Below are 16,246 nucleotides of genomic sequence, written 5' to 3'. Positions count from 1 at the left end.
TTCGCGACAATTAATTTTAGTCTGTGCTGATGTCGATTAGTATTAACCTTCTTTTTTAATGTAACCTAAGATTTGATCCTATGAGTGAACCTATACCCCCTACATTTGCCATGGTTGCCGGAGAGCTCTCCGGAGATATATTAGGTGCTGGTCTGATAAAGGCGCTAAAGAAACAGTACCCTAACGCTCGCTTTATTGGTATTGGCGGCCCCAAAATGGACGCTTTGGGCTTTGAGTCTCTCTTCTCCTTTGAAGAGCTTGCTGTGATGGGAATTGTTGAGGTGCTCGCTCGCCTACCTAGACTATTGAAGGTGCGTAAAACATTAATCGATGAGATCTGTGCCATAAAGCCTGACTGCTTTATCGGTATCGATGCGCCGGATTTTAATATTGGCTTAGAGTTAAAGTTAAAAGATCGTGGGATCAAAACAGTTCACTATGTCAGCCCGTCAGTCTGGGCTTGGCGTCCTAAACGCATCTTCAAGATAGCCAAAGCGACCAATATGGTTTTGTCCTTGTTGCCATTTGAGAAAGCGTTTTACGATAGACATGATGTCCCTTGTACTTTTGTGGGTCACACCTTAGCCGACGACATTCCAATGAGCAGTGATAAGAGCGCTGCCCGTCAACTGCTTGGACTTGACCCTGAACTTGAGTATTTGGCTCTTCTTCCTGGTTCAAGGGGCGGTGAGCTTAAGCAGCTCGCCGAGCCCTTTGTTAAAGCGGCGTCAATCATTAAGCAGCGATACCCAGATATTCACTTTGTGACCCCCCTTGTTAACGCTAAGCGGCGTGAGCAGTTTGAGGAAGCATTAAAGCTTTATGCTCCCAACCTTGAGATCACACTGGTTGAGGGTCAGTCACGTGAGGTGATGGCCGCTGCTGACTGTATTTTATTAGCCTCAGGCACTGCAACGCTTGAAGCTATGCTGGTGAAGCGTCCTATGGTAGTGGCATATCGTGTTAATGCCATGACCTATAGCATTGCCAAGCGCATGATGCAGATAGATAAGTACTCTCTGCCTAATTTACTGGCCGGTGATGATCTAGTGACTGAGCTTATTCAAGAAAACTGCACCCCTGAGTTGATAGCGAACTCTGTTTGTGAACAGCTTGATAGAGACTTTGCTCCCCTAAAGGAGAAGTTTATTAAGTTGCATGAGCAGTTAAGATGTAACGCCAGTGAGCGGGCTGCCGATGCCGTGGCTGAACTGATTAATAGTGAGAAAAGCTGATAATGGCTGTATTTAAAGGTATTACCCCTGAGCAGGTAGAGAGCTTATCTAGTGTTCTCCACGCTGGCGTTGATGAAGTTGGCCGTGGACCTCTTGTGGGAAATGTTGTCACTGCCGCTGTCATTTTAGATCCTAATAATCCGATTACTGGATTGAATGATTCTAAGAAGTTAACTGAAAAAAAACGTGAATTGCTATTTGCTGAAATACATGAAAAAGCACTTTGCATCAATGTGGGTCATGCCACGCCTGATGAGATAGATGAGCTCAACATTTTACATGCAACTATGCTAGCGATGCAGCGGGCAGTGGCAGGACTAGAGATTAAACCTCTGTCTGTGTTGGTTGATGGTAACCGTACGCCTGCTTTCTATCATGGTGAGGAGACAGAAGAGAGGATTGAAGCTCATGCGGTGGTAAAAGGTGATGGTTTAATCTCAGCGATTAGTGCCGCGTCGATTGTTGCTAAGGTCATACGTGACAGAGAGATGGAACTACTGGATATGGAGTATCCACAATATGGTTTTGCAAAGCATAAAGGCTATCCGACCAAGGCGCATTTTGAGGCGCTTGAGTTACACGGGGTATTGCCTGAGCATAGAAAGAGTTTTCGGCCAGTAAAAGAGCGATTAGCTAAGAGCTAAATTTGCATGCTATCTCTTCAGCCTATCACTCTGGCTTGGTCTGTTTGACTCTGTTAATCTTTCATAAGCTGTCACTTCCATCTTTATAATATTAAGTATTTAAAAAATATGTCTGATCCCAGTTTTGTCCATTTACGTGTCCACAGCGATTTCTCGATGTCAGATGGATTGGCGAAAGTTAAGCCAATTATCGCTAAAGTATCAGAACTTGGTATGCCAGCCGTTGCGCTGACAGATCAAACAAACTTGTGTGGTCTGGTAAAGTTCTATGAAGCGTGTCATGGGGCAGGGATTAAACCGCTTATTGGTTCAGACTTCTGGGTAAAGGTTCCCGGTTTTGATAAGAACCTTTGTGCCGTCACTGTGTTAGCGATGAATAATGAGGGTTATAAGAATTTAACCTTGTTGATCAGTGACGCTTACCTTAGGGGGCATATTGATGACAGAGCCGTTATCGATCATGAGTGGCTAGCAAAGTATTCTGAGGGGATAATTCTCCTGTCTGGTGGCCGCCAAGGAGATATAGGTCAGGCTCTATTAAAAGGAAACCTGCCTCAGGTTGAATCATTGGTCGAGTTTTATCAGACCCACTTCCCCGATAGATATTATCTTGAGTTACTGCGTACAGGACGTCCAGATGAGGAGCGTTATCTGCATATGGCAGTCGAACTTGCAGAGGTCAAAGGTCTGCCAGTCGTTGCCACTAACCAAGTTGTATTCAATACCCCAGAACTGTTTGAAGCCCATGAGATCCGCGTAGCCATCTCTGATGGCTTTACGTTAGCCGATCCCCGCCGCCCTAAAAAATACAGTGCGGAGCAGTATTTTAAAAGCAGCGAGCAGATGTGTGAGCTGTTTGAAGACATTCCAGAGGCGATCGAAAATACCGTTGAGATAGCTAAACGTTGTAACGTAACAGTAAGATTAGGCGAGTACTTCCTGCCTAACTTCCCAACTGGTGAGCTTACCATTGAGGACTTCTTAGTTGAGGTTTCTGAGAAGGGACTTGAAGAGCGTCTTGAGTTTCTTTTTCCTGATCCCGAAGTCAGAGCTGAAAAACGCCCTAAATATGATGAGCGTCTTGATGTTGAACTAAAAGTGATTAACCAGATGGGATTTCCTGGTTACTTTTTGATTGTAATGGAGTTTATTCAGTGGGGTAAGGATAATGATATCCCTATCGGCCCAGGTCGAGGCTCTGGTGCGGGCTCGTTAGTGGCTTATGCCCTTAAAATTACCGATCTTGATCCATTGGAGTATGAGCTTCTTTTCGAACGATTCCTTAACCCTGAGCGTGTCTCTATGCCGGATTTCGATATCGATTTCTGCATGGATAGACGAGATGAGGTGATCGATCACGTTGCTGAGCTGTATGGTCGCGACGCGGTGTCGCAAATTATCACCTTCGGTACCATGGCAGCGAAAGCGGTTATTCGAGATGTAGGACGTGTGCTCGGTCACCCCTATGGTTTTGTCGATCGGATCTCTAAAATGGTGCCAGCAGAACCAGGCATGACCTTAGCCAAGGCGTTTGAGGTTGAGCCTGCACTGCAGGAGTCTTATGACGCCGATGAAGAGGTGAAAGACCTTATCGATATGTGCCGCATCCTTGAAGGTGTGACACGTAACGCAGGTAAGCACGCGGGTGGTGTGGTTATCTCGCCGACAACAATTACTGACTTTGCGCCAATTTACTGTGATGCAGAGGGGCAAAACCCGGTTACTCAGTTTGATAAGAACGATGTCGAGACCGCTGGTTTGGTTAAGTTTGACTTCCTAGGTCTGCGAACCCTGACGATTGTCGATTGGGCATTGCAGATGGTCAATGCCAAGAAAGATAAGCTTGGGGAGGAGCGAGTTCGTATTGAGTCGATTCCCCTTGATGACCCAGCGAGCTTTAGACTGTTACAACGATACGAAACCACGGCAGTATTTCAGCTGGAATCCCGAGGGATGAAAGATCTGATTAAACGTCTACAGCCAGATTGCTTTGAAGATATGATCGCACTGGTAGCGCTGTTTAGACCAGGCCCACTGCAATCGGGGATGGTAGATAACTTTATCGAGCGTAAGCATGGCCGAGAGGCGGTCTCATACCCAGATTCTGAGTATCAACACGAGTCTCTTCAGTGGGTGCTCGAGCCAACCTATGGCATTATTCTCTATCAAGAGCAGGTGATGCAGATTGCGCAGGTTCTTGCTGGTTATACCTTGGGCGGCGCGGATATGCTCCGTCGTGCTATGGGTAAGAAAAAGCCGGAAGAGATGGCGAAACAGCGTGGCACCTTCGAAGAGGGCTCTATCAATAATGGTGTCGATGGCCCATTGTCGATGAAAATTTTCGATCTGGTAGAGAAGTTTGCAGGTTACGGTTTTAACAAATCACATTCGGCTGCATACGCATTGGTGTCCTATCAAACGCTGTGGTTAAAGACCCATTATCCTGCTGAGTTTATGGCTGCGGTGATGTCGGCAGATATGGATAACACTGACAAAATAGTTATCTTAGTCGATGAGTGTGAGAGGATGGAGATGCCACTTCTTCCGCCAGATGTGAATAAGGGCTTACTTAAGTTTAACGTCGATGACGAAGGCAATATTGTTTACGGTATCGGTGCGATTAAAGGTGTGGGTGAGGGGCCGGTTGATTCTATTCTTGCTGCCCGAAAAGATGGCCCCTTCAAAGATCTGTTCGACTTTTGTGCTCGTGTCGATCTGAAAAAACTCAATAAGCGCATTATGGAGAAGCTCATCTGTGCTGGCGCATTAGATACCTTAGGTCCTCATCGTGCGGCGATGATGGCCACTTTGCCTGAGGCCATACGTGCAGCGGATCAAAATGCCAAAGCGGAAGCGATAGGTCAACATGATATGTTTGGCTTGTTAAATTCAGATCCAGAGGATGTAAAACAGCAGTTCGTAGAGTGCACGCCTTGGCCTGATAAAGTTTGGCTTGAGGGGGAGAGAGAGACGTTAGGCTTATATCTGACTGGTCACCCGATCAATCAGTATCTCAAAGAGTTAAAGCACTACACCTCATGCCGTCTTAAAGATATACATCCGACAGAGCGTGGTAAAACCATGAAGGCGGCAGGTCTCGTTGTTGCTACCCGCGTTATGATGACTAAGCGCGGCTCAAAGATGGGACTTGTGACCTTAGATGATAAGAGTGCGCGCCTTGAGGTGATGTTATTTACCGAAGCGTTTGAAAAGTTTAACCATCTTTTGGAGAAAGATAGGATCCTCATTATCGAAGGCGAGGTCAGTTTCGACGATTTTGCTGGTGGTAACCGCATGACCGCCAGAAATATTATCGATATGGGTGAAGCGCGGAGTCACTTTGCCAGCGCCGTTGAGGTTGATATCGAGAGTCAGGCCATATCTACCGATTGGCTTGATCAGTTTCAGGGGGCGATTGAACCTTGGAAAAATGGTGCGGTACCTATCATGGTGAACTATAGCCAACCTCAGGCTAAAGCCCAGTTTAAGCTAGGGGATAGCTGGCGAGTTAATCCAACGGATGAGCTGATGTTAGCGCTGGAAACATTAACCGGTGCGGGTAAAGTCAGGATCCTGTTTTAATCATGACTGAACCTAGTTTTAACACATCGGCCTTGATTGAAGAGAGTATCAAGTCTGCGAAGAGTCATATTGGTGCTAAGTTAGTGCTGGCTTACAGCGGAGGTGTTGACTCAGAAGTATTGGCCCAAGGTCTGTCCTCATATGCTAAATCGCACCCAGAGTTTCGTTATCTGTTAGTGCATGTTCACCATGGGCTTAGTAGTAATGCCGATGCTTGGGTAACACATTGTCAGAAGCAAGCTTCAGATTATCAACTACCGATCGAGGTTGTTCAGGTACAGGTAGAAACAGGTCCTAGACTTAGCATTGAAGCAGAAGCTCGTCGCGCGCGTTATAAGGCGATTACATCGTTTATGGATACTGGAGATGTATTGTTAACTGCGCATCACTTAGATGACCAATTAGAGACAGTCCTGCTAGCATTAAAGCGTGGGCTTGGGCCTAAAGGCTTGTCAGCAATGGGCACATTGCAGGTGTTCGATGGAGATAAGCAACTGCTCCGCCCCTTACTGAGTGTCAGCCGTGAACAGATAGAAGCTAAGGCTTCGAGTCTATCTCTGCCTCATATCGAAGATGAGAGTAATACTGATGATAAGTATGACAGGAACTTTTTACGTCTGCAGATCATCCCTAAACTTAAATCTAGATGGAGCGCGATTGCAACGACGGCAAGCCGTAGTGCAGCCCTTTGCGCTCAACAACAAGCAGTTATTGATGATGAGGTAAGTGCTCGCTTACCTAACTTCATTGAGCAGGTTCCACACGGCGAAGGAACGGCATTAAATCTGGAGTTATTAGGTCATCAAACTCCCAATTGGCAGGCATTGTTGCTTAGGGGGTATATTGAGAGCTCTGGCTTTGCTCCTGTCTCTCAAGTACAGCTTGAACAGTTATTGTCTCAGTTATTGACTGCTAAGCCTGATGCTAACCTTGAAGTGAGAATCGCCGATATGTTGGTGCGCAGGTTTAGAGAGAAAGCTTACCTAAGCTCATTTAGGCAGGAGTCTTATAAGCCAAGAACACTCTCAACAGTTGAGCTAAGACTAGAGCGTGATATTCACTTAATTCAAGAGATTAATATTCCGCTCTCACCCAATATCAGAGTAGAAGTGATTGAAGCTGATGGGGAGGAGAGAGTTCGTCAGCCATCTATTGAGGAAAAGGTATCGGTTCGTTTCTCTGCTGTTGGTAGTATGCGTTGCCATCCACATAATAGACAAAAGGGGAGAGAGCTTAAAAAACTTTGGCAGGAGTATGGGGTACCGCCCTGGGAGAGGGAGCGAGTTCCACTTATTTTTTATAATGAGAAGCTTGTCTGCGCTGTCGGTTATTGGGTTGAGCACTCTTTTCAATCTGCAGAACATGAAACTGGTTTACGTTTCTCGGTAGCCATCTAATAACGAGCGTGAGCCGATTTAAATGTCATCGACTTTAAAGCATCGTCGACCAGCGGCTTTTGCTCGATATAGTGCTTTATCTGCGCGCTCATAAACATCAGTTGCGGTCTCATCTTGTTGCCATTGTGAAACCCCTAAACTGGTCATCGCCTGATATTTCTCAAATAGGCTATGGTTTGAGATGGAGGCTAAAACTCGCTCGCAAAGAACACTGGCTGCTTTAACATCCCCCCTGACAATCACCACAAACTCATCGCCACCGACACGAAAGGCTTGATCTGTATCTCTGATCGCCGAAGTGAGCAGTTGGCCAAACTCAGAGAGAACCTCGTCACCTAGTACGTGCCCGTAACTGTCATTGAGTTTTTTAAAGTTATCCAAGTCTAATATAACAATAGAGAGGGGATTATCATGTCGGCTAGAGGTAGCAATGGCCTTTTTTAAGCTTTCGGCATAATAATGTCGATTACCAAGCTGAGTCAAAGAGTCATACATGGCTTTTTGTGATATATCTTGAAACTGGATAGCATTAAACAGTGGCAACAAGACCAAGGTTTGCATTGTCTGTAATCGCTGGGATTGAGAGGGGGTTAATGGACTTTTCAGCGAATAAGTTAAGTTTGCTGCCTCTCCTGAAAAAGCGAGCTGCTGAGTAACCTTGATCCCCAGAGTCCTTCCCCAGTTAAATTGGTGGCGTTTAAAGGTCATCTGTACGCCATCAATGGGCAAGTATTGTCCCATTATCTTGCCGAAGCAGGCAAAAACTGTCCTAGGATCTAAACTTTCATGTAAGTGTTGAATTATTTTCACCAAATCAGGTTCGGGATCATTCACCTGATATATTTCAGGTTGATATCGATACTCTTCCGGTGAAAACTCTGCTGCTAAGCCAAAGTCCATAATTTGCACTCCATATTTCGCGGACTTGTTTAAATAATAAATCCTCTACAATGAAGAAATACAAGCAATATACGTGCCTAAATATTTGTTAATTAAATTTGTCTTTATTTGTCATTCAGTTAATCTTTCAGGTGTCGGTAGGTAAATCGGTTAGTCACTTTTTTGACTGGGAGAATTCTTAGCATGGAACATAGCTTTCTTATCCAAGTTTTAATGATGCTTGTGATTGCCATCATCTCCATCGCCATATTAAGACGTGCAGGTTTGCCCGCTATCTTGGCTTATCTACTCACTGGCGTCATCAGCGGGCCTTCGGGATTCAACTGGTTTAGCCAGCAGCAGATGCACTCAGTGGCGGAGCTAGGTGTGGTTTTGCTTATGTTTAGCCTTGGGCTTGAGTTCTCTCTGCCCAGACTGTGGGCCATGAGGCGAACCGTATTTGGCTTAGGTAGTGCGCAAGTGGTGATAACCGCTGCACTAGCAACCTGTATTGCCCTGCTTAGCTCATTGACCATTGTTGAGTCCGTTGTTGTGGGCTCAGCGATCGCCTTGTCATCGACGGCAATTGTGTTGAAGCTGCTCAATGAGCAGGGCTGGTTAAGGCGCAGACATGGCGAGCTCTCTGTCAGTGTTCTGCTATTTCAAGACTTAGCCGTGGTGCCGTTGCTCATTTTACTCCCCTTGTTGGCCTCCGGTGAAGATGTGCTCTCTTTTAAGAATGTTGCTTGGGCGATGGCTGAAGGCGGCCTAATCTTTGCGGCCTTAATGGCATTTGGTAAATGGGGATTACCGAGAATGTTTGATGAGGTGGCCCGCTCTCGCTCAAACGAACTCTTTATGCTCTCAACCTTAGTGGTGGCACTCTTAACTGGCGCTTTGACTCAATGGTTAGGCCTTTCGATGGCGCTGGGGGCATTTTTGGCTGGTATGCTTCTGGGGGAGAGTCAGTATAAAGGCCAACTTGAAGCGGATATTCGTCCCTTTAGGGATCTGCTAATGGGCCTCTTTTTTATCTCCATAGGTATGCTACTGGACTTCTCTTTGGTGGTCGATTATTGGGGAGAGATCTTAATCCTGCTGTTTGCGGTTATTTTAGGTAAGGCTTGGGTGATTTTTGCTCTGCTACGTTTTGCCCGTGAATCCTTTAGAACATCTGTATCCACCGCGTTGACCTTAGCGCAGGTGGGTGAATTTAGTTTTGTTGTGTTGGCTTTGGCAGTGAATTACCACCTTTTAGATATCGTGTTAAGCACTAAGCTTGTGATGGTGGCCGTGCTCTCAATGGCGCTTGCTCCTTGGCTGGTACGCCATAGCGTCGATATTGCTCGAGTTATGCAGGGGGTTAGGCCAAAAGAGATTGAGGCGCCCTTGATTGTGCCTAGTATTGAGCATGATGAAGATCATGAAAAAGATTTGGTTTTGATCTTAGGTTATGGCCGTGTTGGTCAGACTATTGCGCGGTTTATGAAGACAGAAGCTGTGCCTTTTCTGGTGATAGATCTGGACCCGACTCGGGTTTCAGAGGCGAGAAAGGCGGGGGAGCCTGTCTATTTTGGTGATGTGTGTAAGCGCAGTATCTTAAAGCAAGCCAGAATCAAAGAGGCGAAGCTTATTGTCTTAACTTTTAGTGATAGCCGGATCCTTGAAGAGGTGTTGCCTCTGTGTCGCTACCTTGCCCCTGATGCAAAAATTTTAGTGAGAACACGTGATGATAGTAACCTTGAGGAGCTTGAAGCTGCGGGAGCCAGCCAGGTTATTCCTGAGAGTTTAGAGGGAAGTTTGATGTTGGTGTCTCAAGTACTCTATCAGTGCGGCGTGCCTTTAACCCGTATTTTAAAAAGGCTTGAGTTTGAACGCCGTAACCACTATCAGTACCTTCATGGTTTCTTCTCCGGCTCTGAAACCGATATTACCTTAGAGCATCTTCATGCCGTGGCGCTTCCTAAAGGCGCACATGCTGTAGGGCTCACACTTGGAGAGATCCCTTGGGATAAACTCAGGGTTGAGCTTCGAGCGGTAAGACGTTGCGGCGCTGAGATAGAAAAACCTGAAATGGATTGGAAAATTCGTTCTGCCGATACGCTTATTTTGCTTGGAAAACCACGTCGAATAGAGAAAGCGGAGCATTACCTCCTGCAGGGGTAGACAATTCATTTTCAATATCTTGTTACTTTTCGCTGGTGTTACACCCTGTTAACAAGTTGGATATGGTGTTAGCCTAGTTGCGATAAAATGAGTAACAGGGAATGTCATGTTTAAAAAAATACTAAAATATACTGGTTTGGGCCTGCTAATTTTGCTGCTCAGCGGCTCGGCACTGGCTGCACATGAGTGGTATGCTAAAAAGCCGTTTTTCTTTCGTGCATTTTTAGATCGTACCTTAATTAAAATCGCATTTGATAGCCCAGAAACATTAACGTCACTGGGATTTCTGGAGTCGGTAGGTATTAAGGGTCACAATGCTGAATTAGATGATGATAGGCCTGAGAAGGGAGATGAGCTATTTGCTCAGCTCGATACCATACATGAAACTTTACTGAGCTATGAAGATTCAGGGTTAGATGAAAACCAACTATTATCGAAAGAGATAGCCCTATATCTGTTAGATTTTTCTTCGCAAGCTAAAGCATATCGCTATCATAACTATCCAGTGAATCAGCTGTTTGGCGTGCAAAATGGTTACCCTAGCTTTATGGAAGCACAACATAGAGTAGAAACCGTTGAAGATGCTGAAAACTACCTTTCCAGATTAGAGAAAGTAAAACTCAAGTTTGAGCAGAATCTATTAGGGTTAAGGCTCAGAGAGCAAAATGGGATAATCCCACCTCGTTTTGTTATCGACCGTGTACTTACTGAGATGACAGAGTTTGTCGAAACGCCAATCAATGAAAATATTCTCTATACCTCATTGGAAACTAAACTTGCTGAGGCTAAAGAGATCCCGATTAAGGAGCAAGCCGAGCTGTTAGCTCAGGCCGAAGAGAATATTCGAGAGTACGTCTACCCGGCATACGGGTTATTTATCGATTACTTTGCTGGTATAGCCGATAAGGCTGGCAGTGATGATGGTTTATGGCGCTTGCCAAATGGTGATAAAGCCTATCAACTCTCACTGAACTTTTTTACCACAACCGATTATAGTGCCGATGAGATCCATCAAATGGGTCTGTCTGAGGTCGCGCGTATTCAAGGTGAGATCATGGCCATTCTCAAGGAAGAAGGGTTTGATACTTCGGCTGGTTTTTCTCAAGCAATCGAAACGTTAGCTGCAGATCCTAAATTCTACTATGAAGATAGTGATGAGGGGCGAGCGCAGATATTAGTTGATTACCAAAAGATCCTTGATGAGATCAATGCCGGACTCGATGATGCTTTCAGGATCCGACCTAAAGCCGGTATGGAGGTGGTACGTATTCCTGAGTTTAAGGAGAAAACTGCCCCAGGTGCTTATTATCAGCAGCCAGCTATTGATGGTAGCCGTCCTGGTCGATTCTTTGCCAATCTTTACGATATTAAAGCAACGCCTAAATACGGTATGCGAACCTTGGCTTATCATGAAGCTATTCCCGGTCATCACTTTCAGGTAGCGGTGGCGATGGAGCTGGAAGGGATGCCCTTTATCCGCAAGATGGCGCCTTTTACTGCATACACTGAAGGGTGGGCGCTCTACTCTGAACAAGTGGCTTGGGAGTTAGGTTTTCAGGATGATCCTTTCGATAATATCGGCCGCCTGCAGGCTGAACTTTTCCGAGGTGTACGTTTAGTCGTCGATACTGGGATCCATGAGAAACGTTGGACTAGGGAGCAGGCTATTGAGTATATGAAACTCAATACTGGAATGGCGGAGACAGACGTTATTTCTGAAATTGAGCGTTATATTGTGATGCCGGGCCAAGCTACCTCTTACAAGGTGGGGATGATGAAAATCTTAGCTTTGCGTGAAAAGGCTAAGTTAGCATTGGGTGAAAGGTTTAACCTTAAAGATTTCCATGATGTGGTCTTAAAGAACGGTCCTGTTCCTCTGGATATTTTGGAGCGCTTGGTTGATAAATATATTGCCCAGGGAAGTGCAGTAAGCCGAGTTTAAATCCCTAGTTAGCATCATAAAGCAAAGCCTAGTTTACTCTCTAGTGCTTTGCTTTTTTCGTTAAAGGAGCCTTATGTCCCATTATCTAGTTTTACTGCTGCTGGCGCCTTTGTTGGCTTTACAGGGGCTTTATGTACGTCGAACCAGCTTGGTGCTACCAGAGGCGGCTGGAGAGCGAGCTGGGAGTATCGGTAAAGGGGAGAAGCTAAAGGTATTGATTGCAGGTGATTCTGCAGCTGCTGGCGTGGGCGTCGATAACCAAGAGAGAGCACTAACAGGCTATTTAACTCGTGAACTGGCTAAAGAACACTGTGTTACTTGGGCTCTTATTGCCAAATCTGGCAGCAATACTCACGATCTAATTCAGCACCTTAGTAAAGTGAAAGGGGATAAGTTCGATGTGGTACTGCTCTCGTTAGGAGTCAATGATGTGCTGACTCCATTGAGCGCGTCAAAATGGCAGGGGCAACTTGGCCAATTGACTCAAGTGCTACACCATGAGTTTGGAGCGAAACAAGTCTGGTTCACTTCGGTGCCTCCAATGGAGAGGTTTCCCTTGTTACCTCAACCTTTACGCTGGTTTTTAGGTAGAAGAGCTCAGGAATTTAATCGTGCTTTGACAGCATATGTTGAGCAAGATGAGTGTTGTGGGCTGGTGGACCTGAGTATTTATGTTCCTAAACGAGACCCGTATTCAAGCAAGAGCGTGGAGGTTAGCGCCATGGCCGCTGATGGTTTTCACCCCGATGAGTCCCTGTATCAGTTATGGGGAAGCAGTGCTGCTAGAGTGATTGATAAACAGATAAAGTTAAACAGCGTGGCGTAAAATGAGAGCAGTTTGAGTTACTGCTCTATCTCAAAGAAATCTCTAATCTCATCGATTTGGCACATGGCATCTTGATACCCTAAGTCGATTAACGCGGAGCAGTATGATTTTTCGAATAATAGGTAGGAGACAATACTTGAATCAGTTTGTTGGTTAATACCGATAGGCCTGAGCATCGACTTAACCGCGAAGGGCATCTCGTTATAATAACGAGATGCCAGTTTACTTAAGTCTTCGCTGGGTTTGATCACCAAAGTTTGGATCTGAGTTAATGGCAGTTTCTTGGTATCCTCCTCTGGGATTAAAGAGAGGGTATTATTTATCCGCTCTAGCCTTTCCAGATCGCTGTTAAGAGTATCTGAAAAGATGGTGTCCAGTAGATGACCCGCGATAGTGGCCGTTTTTGGATGATGTTCCAGTTCCTGAGGCAACTGCTTATGAGGACTCTCAAGGTTTATTACAAATAATTTCTTTGCCCCAAGATGAATAGGGCTGCTTAAGGGGGCGAGTTGATGTACAGAGCCATCGCCGTAATAACCTTGGTTTAGCTTCACCGAGGGAAAGACCAGTGGAATGGCTGAGCTGGCCAGCAAGTGATCGGTATTGAGTTGGGTTCGTTGACCACTTCGTCTGTCTCTATGCCACTGGGCTATATCATGACTGCCCTGAAAGAAGGTGACAGAGCGGGCACTGTTATAACAAGAGGTATCGATACTTAGGGCACTGAGCGCACCACTGCCAATATTTCTGTCGATGCGGGCAAAATTAATCAGCTCATTTAGTAAGCCCCTTAAAGGCTCACTGTTAAATAGGCTACCGGCATTGGTATTAACCTTGTCATCTTGCATACTCATCAATAGCATCTTGCCTAAATGCTTTAATACTCCAGACATGGAAGCACTGTAGATTTTTTCGGTGCGAAAGTTACGCCAGACCCATTCTAGTTTTCGAACACCTAGATGAAAACAGGAGGCATGAGTAGCAATAGAGGTGCCATTGATTGCACCAGCAGAGGTGCCGCAGATTATTTTAAAAGGGATGCCATGATTTCTGGGGTAGAACTGGACGATGGCCTTGAGTACACCTATTTGATAGGCCGCACGCGCACCACCACCACCAAGAACTAATGCTGTTTTATCTGGCACCATAACTCCATTAAAATTATTCTTTCTTTACAGTTAGTAAAGCTAATATCGAATTTCAAATCAAGGGGATTATTCGAAGTCGCTTAATTGTGATGATTAAAATAGTGATAGGAGGTTATTTTTCAGTGCCTCCTCAAGAGTGGTTCATAACCTTAGGGTATGCCTTAAGCCTAGAATGGAATGGAGAACGCTGGCGGTAACGTGTTAATTCTTTTATGGTAAAAGTTAATAATAACAACGTAATTGTTAACTCCTATGTCGATTAACGCTACCCATAAAAAGAATAGCCAGATTTGTTTTTTTCTTTTCATTGTGCTGTTTAGCCTGCCAGCACTGAGTGAGGTGATCTCAGTGCAAGGCAGAGTACTCGATGATGCCTCTCGGCCCATTAAAGGCGTTGTTATTGAAGTGCAGGGCTTAAGTAGGACAAGTACAAATAGATTGCCTCCTTCCCACAGCGTGATCACTGATTTGGATGGGCGTTTTACTATCAATCAGCCTGAATCTTTGTTTCAGTTAACACTCGATAGCCAAGGTTTTTACCCCTCTATTCACTCTTTTAGTCTGAGGGAGTTGGTGCAAAATGATGGCACTATCCCGACCATCAAGTTGACAGAGAAAAGAGCTGGTCGTGTCATGTTAGCGTTTGGCGGCGATGTCATGATGGGCAGACGTTTTTTTAAACCTTACTTTGATGATCCTGTGCAGCTTCATGATAAGAGTCTGTTAGATGACAGTCGAATAGTCGTGGAGCAGATAAAGCCATATCTGAGCTTAGCAGACCTTACTGCGGTTAATCTTGAGACTCAAATTGCGACTGAGACGCCAGAGAAGAAAGCTAAAAAGTCGGTGGTTTTCTTTAGTCAACCTGCGTTGTTATCAGCACTTTCTTGGGCTGGAGTTGACTATGTGACCTTAGGTAATAATCACACTTATGATTATTTGGGATCTGGGCTGGATTCAACACTAAAATACCTTTCACAAAGTTCGTTAGGCTATTCTGGCGCGGGAAAAACATCCTGTGATGCATTAAAAGCCCATAGAGAAATAATCAATGGTCAGCCATTTTCGATGCTGGGCTATGTCGGATGGGAAGGCGGTGCGAAGATCGGTCAAGCGGCGACAGCAGATCATGGCGGCGCCGCATATGGTAGCTTAGAGAATATCGTCTCAACCGTGAAGCGTGAGATGAATGCGAGCCGTCATACTGTGGTGCAATACCATGGGAGTTTAGAGTATAAAAACGAGCCTACTGGGGTGACAGAGCAGAGACTGAAATCTGCGATTGATGCTGGGGCATCGCTTGCTATAGCCCATCATCCCCATGTTGCTCAAGGGCTAGAGTTATACCAAAACCACTTGATTGCTTACTCCATGGGTAATTTTATATTCGATCAAAACTTCAATTCGACACAACTCAGTTTTATCTTGTATGTATGGCTTGATGAGGGAGAGTTTCACCGTGCTGAGGTTGTTCCCATCTATCTTAAAGGCTACAAACCCACCCCAGCTATCGGTTTACAACGATATTACGTGATGAAACGTTTATCTGAGCTTTCAGCAAAGCGAAATACTTATATCAAGGGATCTGGAGGACATGGGGTTATCGAGTCCGATAATAAAAGGGAGTTAAAAGCGCAGTACAGTAAAACAGTTCAGCATAGTGGTAGTAGTCGGCTATTGAGCCTGAGCACTTCACATTGGGGGGACAGGCTCACTGACGTTGTGATGGAGGATGAGCTGCTGCAGTATCGACTTGGGGTGAATCTTATCAATGGTAGCGACTTTGAACACTATACTGATTTCGATAGCAGCGACCGCACTTGGCTGATTGATGCTAAAAGCTATCGATTAGATGTCGATGAGAGTAAAAAGAGGAGTGGGCTCAATGGTAATTCTAGCCTTGAGCTAACAGTTGAAAATAGAGCCTGGTTAGGCATGAAGCACTTTAGGCGTGTTTATAACCCTAGCTCACCGATGACGGTACACACTCAGGTTAATACGGCGACACCAGTGACACTGAACTTTTATTGGCAAGGGCGTAAAACGCGTCAAAAACTTTTTGATGCTTTTGAGAACAGTGAAAAACAGCTGATCCAGTCCGTGAACGTATCGGGTAAGGGAGGCTGGCAAACCATTATTGCAGACTTTAACTCTCCAAGAATTGGTTATAAAAGCTACCGAGTATTAGTCGAGGTCGTGCCAACACATCAAGATAGTCAAGCACAGGCGCAAACCATAGCGTTTGATGATTTCTCTTTAGTCGAGTGGCAAAGTGCTTATAGCAGTAATTCAGAGCCTAACGGCTTTCATTTTGGTGAGACGCAAGCCAGTGTGATTGGTTTCAATAAAGCACCGTTGCGGCCAGTGGTATTGAATTTTAATTAGTGTTGGTAGTTTTATTAATGGAATACAAAGCGGCTAGGTGAG

At 45.3% G+C, this 16,246-nt stretch carries 10 protein-coding genes; 8 read left to right on the top strand and 2 right to left on the bottom strand.

Annotation, left to right across the window (positions count from 1 at the left end; genetic code table 11):
* Window positions 1-80: 80 nt before the first annotated feature.
* The 4 genes from lpxB (at window position 81) to tilS (ending at window position 6,858) form a co-directional block, all read left to right on the top strand.
* Complete coding sequence (gene lpxB, locus K0625_RS02165) at window positions 81-1,235, top strand: lipid-A-disaccharide synthase (protein ID WP_220108152.1); 1,155 nt, start codon at window positions 81-83, stop codon at window positions 1,233-1,235.
* Between the two features lie 2 nt (window positions 1,236-1,237).
* Window positions 1,238-1,879: a ribonuclease HII gene (gene rnhB / locus K0625_RS02160; protein ID WP_220108151.1), complete on the top strand. Its 642-nt coding sequence runs from the start codon at window positions 1,238-1,240 to the stop codon at window positions 1,877-1,879.
* 108 nt (window positions 1,880-1,987) lie between these two features.
* On the top strand, window positions 1,988-5,461 hold the full coding sequence (gene dnaE / locus K0625_RS02155) for a DNA polymerase III subunit alpha (protein ID WP_220108150.1): 3,474 nt from the start codon (window positions 1,988-1,990) through the stop codon (window positions 5,459-5,461).
* A 2-nt stretch (window positions 5,462-5,463) separates the two neighbouring features.
* Window positions 5,464-6,858, top strand: coding sequence for a tRNA lysidine(34) synthetase TilS (gene tilS, locus K0625_RS02150; RefSeq protein WP_220108149.1), 1,395 nt, complete (start codon window positions 5,464-5,466; stop codon window positions 6,856-6,858).
* Window positions 6,859-6,876: 18 nt separating this feature from the next.
* Here the strand turns inward: tilS and dgcS are convergent, their stop codons facing one another.
* The gene (gene dgcS, locus K0625_RS02145) at window positions 6,877-7,758 is read right to left on the bottom strand and encodes a diguanylate cyclase DgcS (RefSeq protein WP_220108148.1); all 882 of its coding nucleotides are present in this window, start codon (window positions 7,756-7,758) and stop codon (window positions 6,877-6,879) included.
* Between the two features lie 183 nt (window positions 7,759-7,941).
* Here dgcS and K0625_RS02140 point away from each other — a divergent pair, with 183 nt between their 5' ends.
* The 3 genes from K0625_RS02140 (at window position 7,942) to K0625_RS02130 (ending at window position 12,671) form a co-directional block, all read left to right on the top strand.
* The gene (locus K0625_RS02140; protein WP_220108147.1) at window positions 7,942-9,903 is read left to right on the top strand and encodes a monovalent cation:proton antiporter family protein; all 1,962 of its coding nucleotides are present in this window, start codon (window positions 7,942-7,944) and stop codon (window positions 9,901-9,903) included.
* Window positions 9,904-10,009: 106 nt separating this feature from the next.
* On the top strand, window positions 10,010-11,845 hold the full coding sequence (locus tag K0625_RS02135; RefSeq protein WP_220108146.1) for a DUF885 domain-containing protein: 1,836 nt from the start codon (window positions 10,010-10,012) through the stop codon (window positions 11,843-11,845).
* Window positions 11,846-11,918: 73 nt separating this feature from the next.
* A complete protein-coding gene (locus tag K0625_RS02130; RefSeq protein ID WP_220108145.1) occupies window positions 11,919-12,671 on the top strand; it encodes an SGNH/GDSL hydrolase family protein in 753 nt (250 codons plus the stop codon).
* A 17-nt stretch (window positions 12,672-12,688) separates the two neighbouring features.
* On the opposite strand, the gene K0625_RS02125 is transcribed toward K0625_RS02130, so the two are convergent.
* Window positions 12,689-13,816 (bottom strand): patatin-like phospholipase family protein, encoded by a 1,128-nt coding sequence (locus tag K0625_RS02125; protein WP_220108144.1) that lies wholly within the window; start codon window positions 13,814-13,816, stop codon window positions 12,689-12,691.
* A gap of 255 nt (window positions 13,817-14,071) precedes the next feature.
* Between K0625_RS02125 and K0625_RS02120 the strand changes: the two genes are divergently transcribed.
* Window positions 14,072-16,204, top strand: a complete 2,133-nt coding sequence (locus K0625_RS02120; protein ID WP_220108143.1) for a CapA family protein — start codon at window positions 14,072-14,074, stop codon at window positions 16,202-16,204.
* Window positions 16,205-16,246 lie beyond the last annotated feature (42 nt).

It is taken from the genome of Shewanella nanhaiensis (assembly GCF_019457885.1).
Lineage (GTDB): Bacteria > Pseudomonadota > Gammaproteobacteria > Enterobacterales > Shewanellaceae > Shewanella > Shewanella nanhaiensis.
This window is presented reverse-complemented; position numbering and strand designations above follow the sequence as displayed.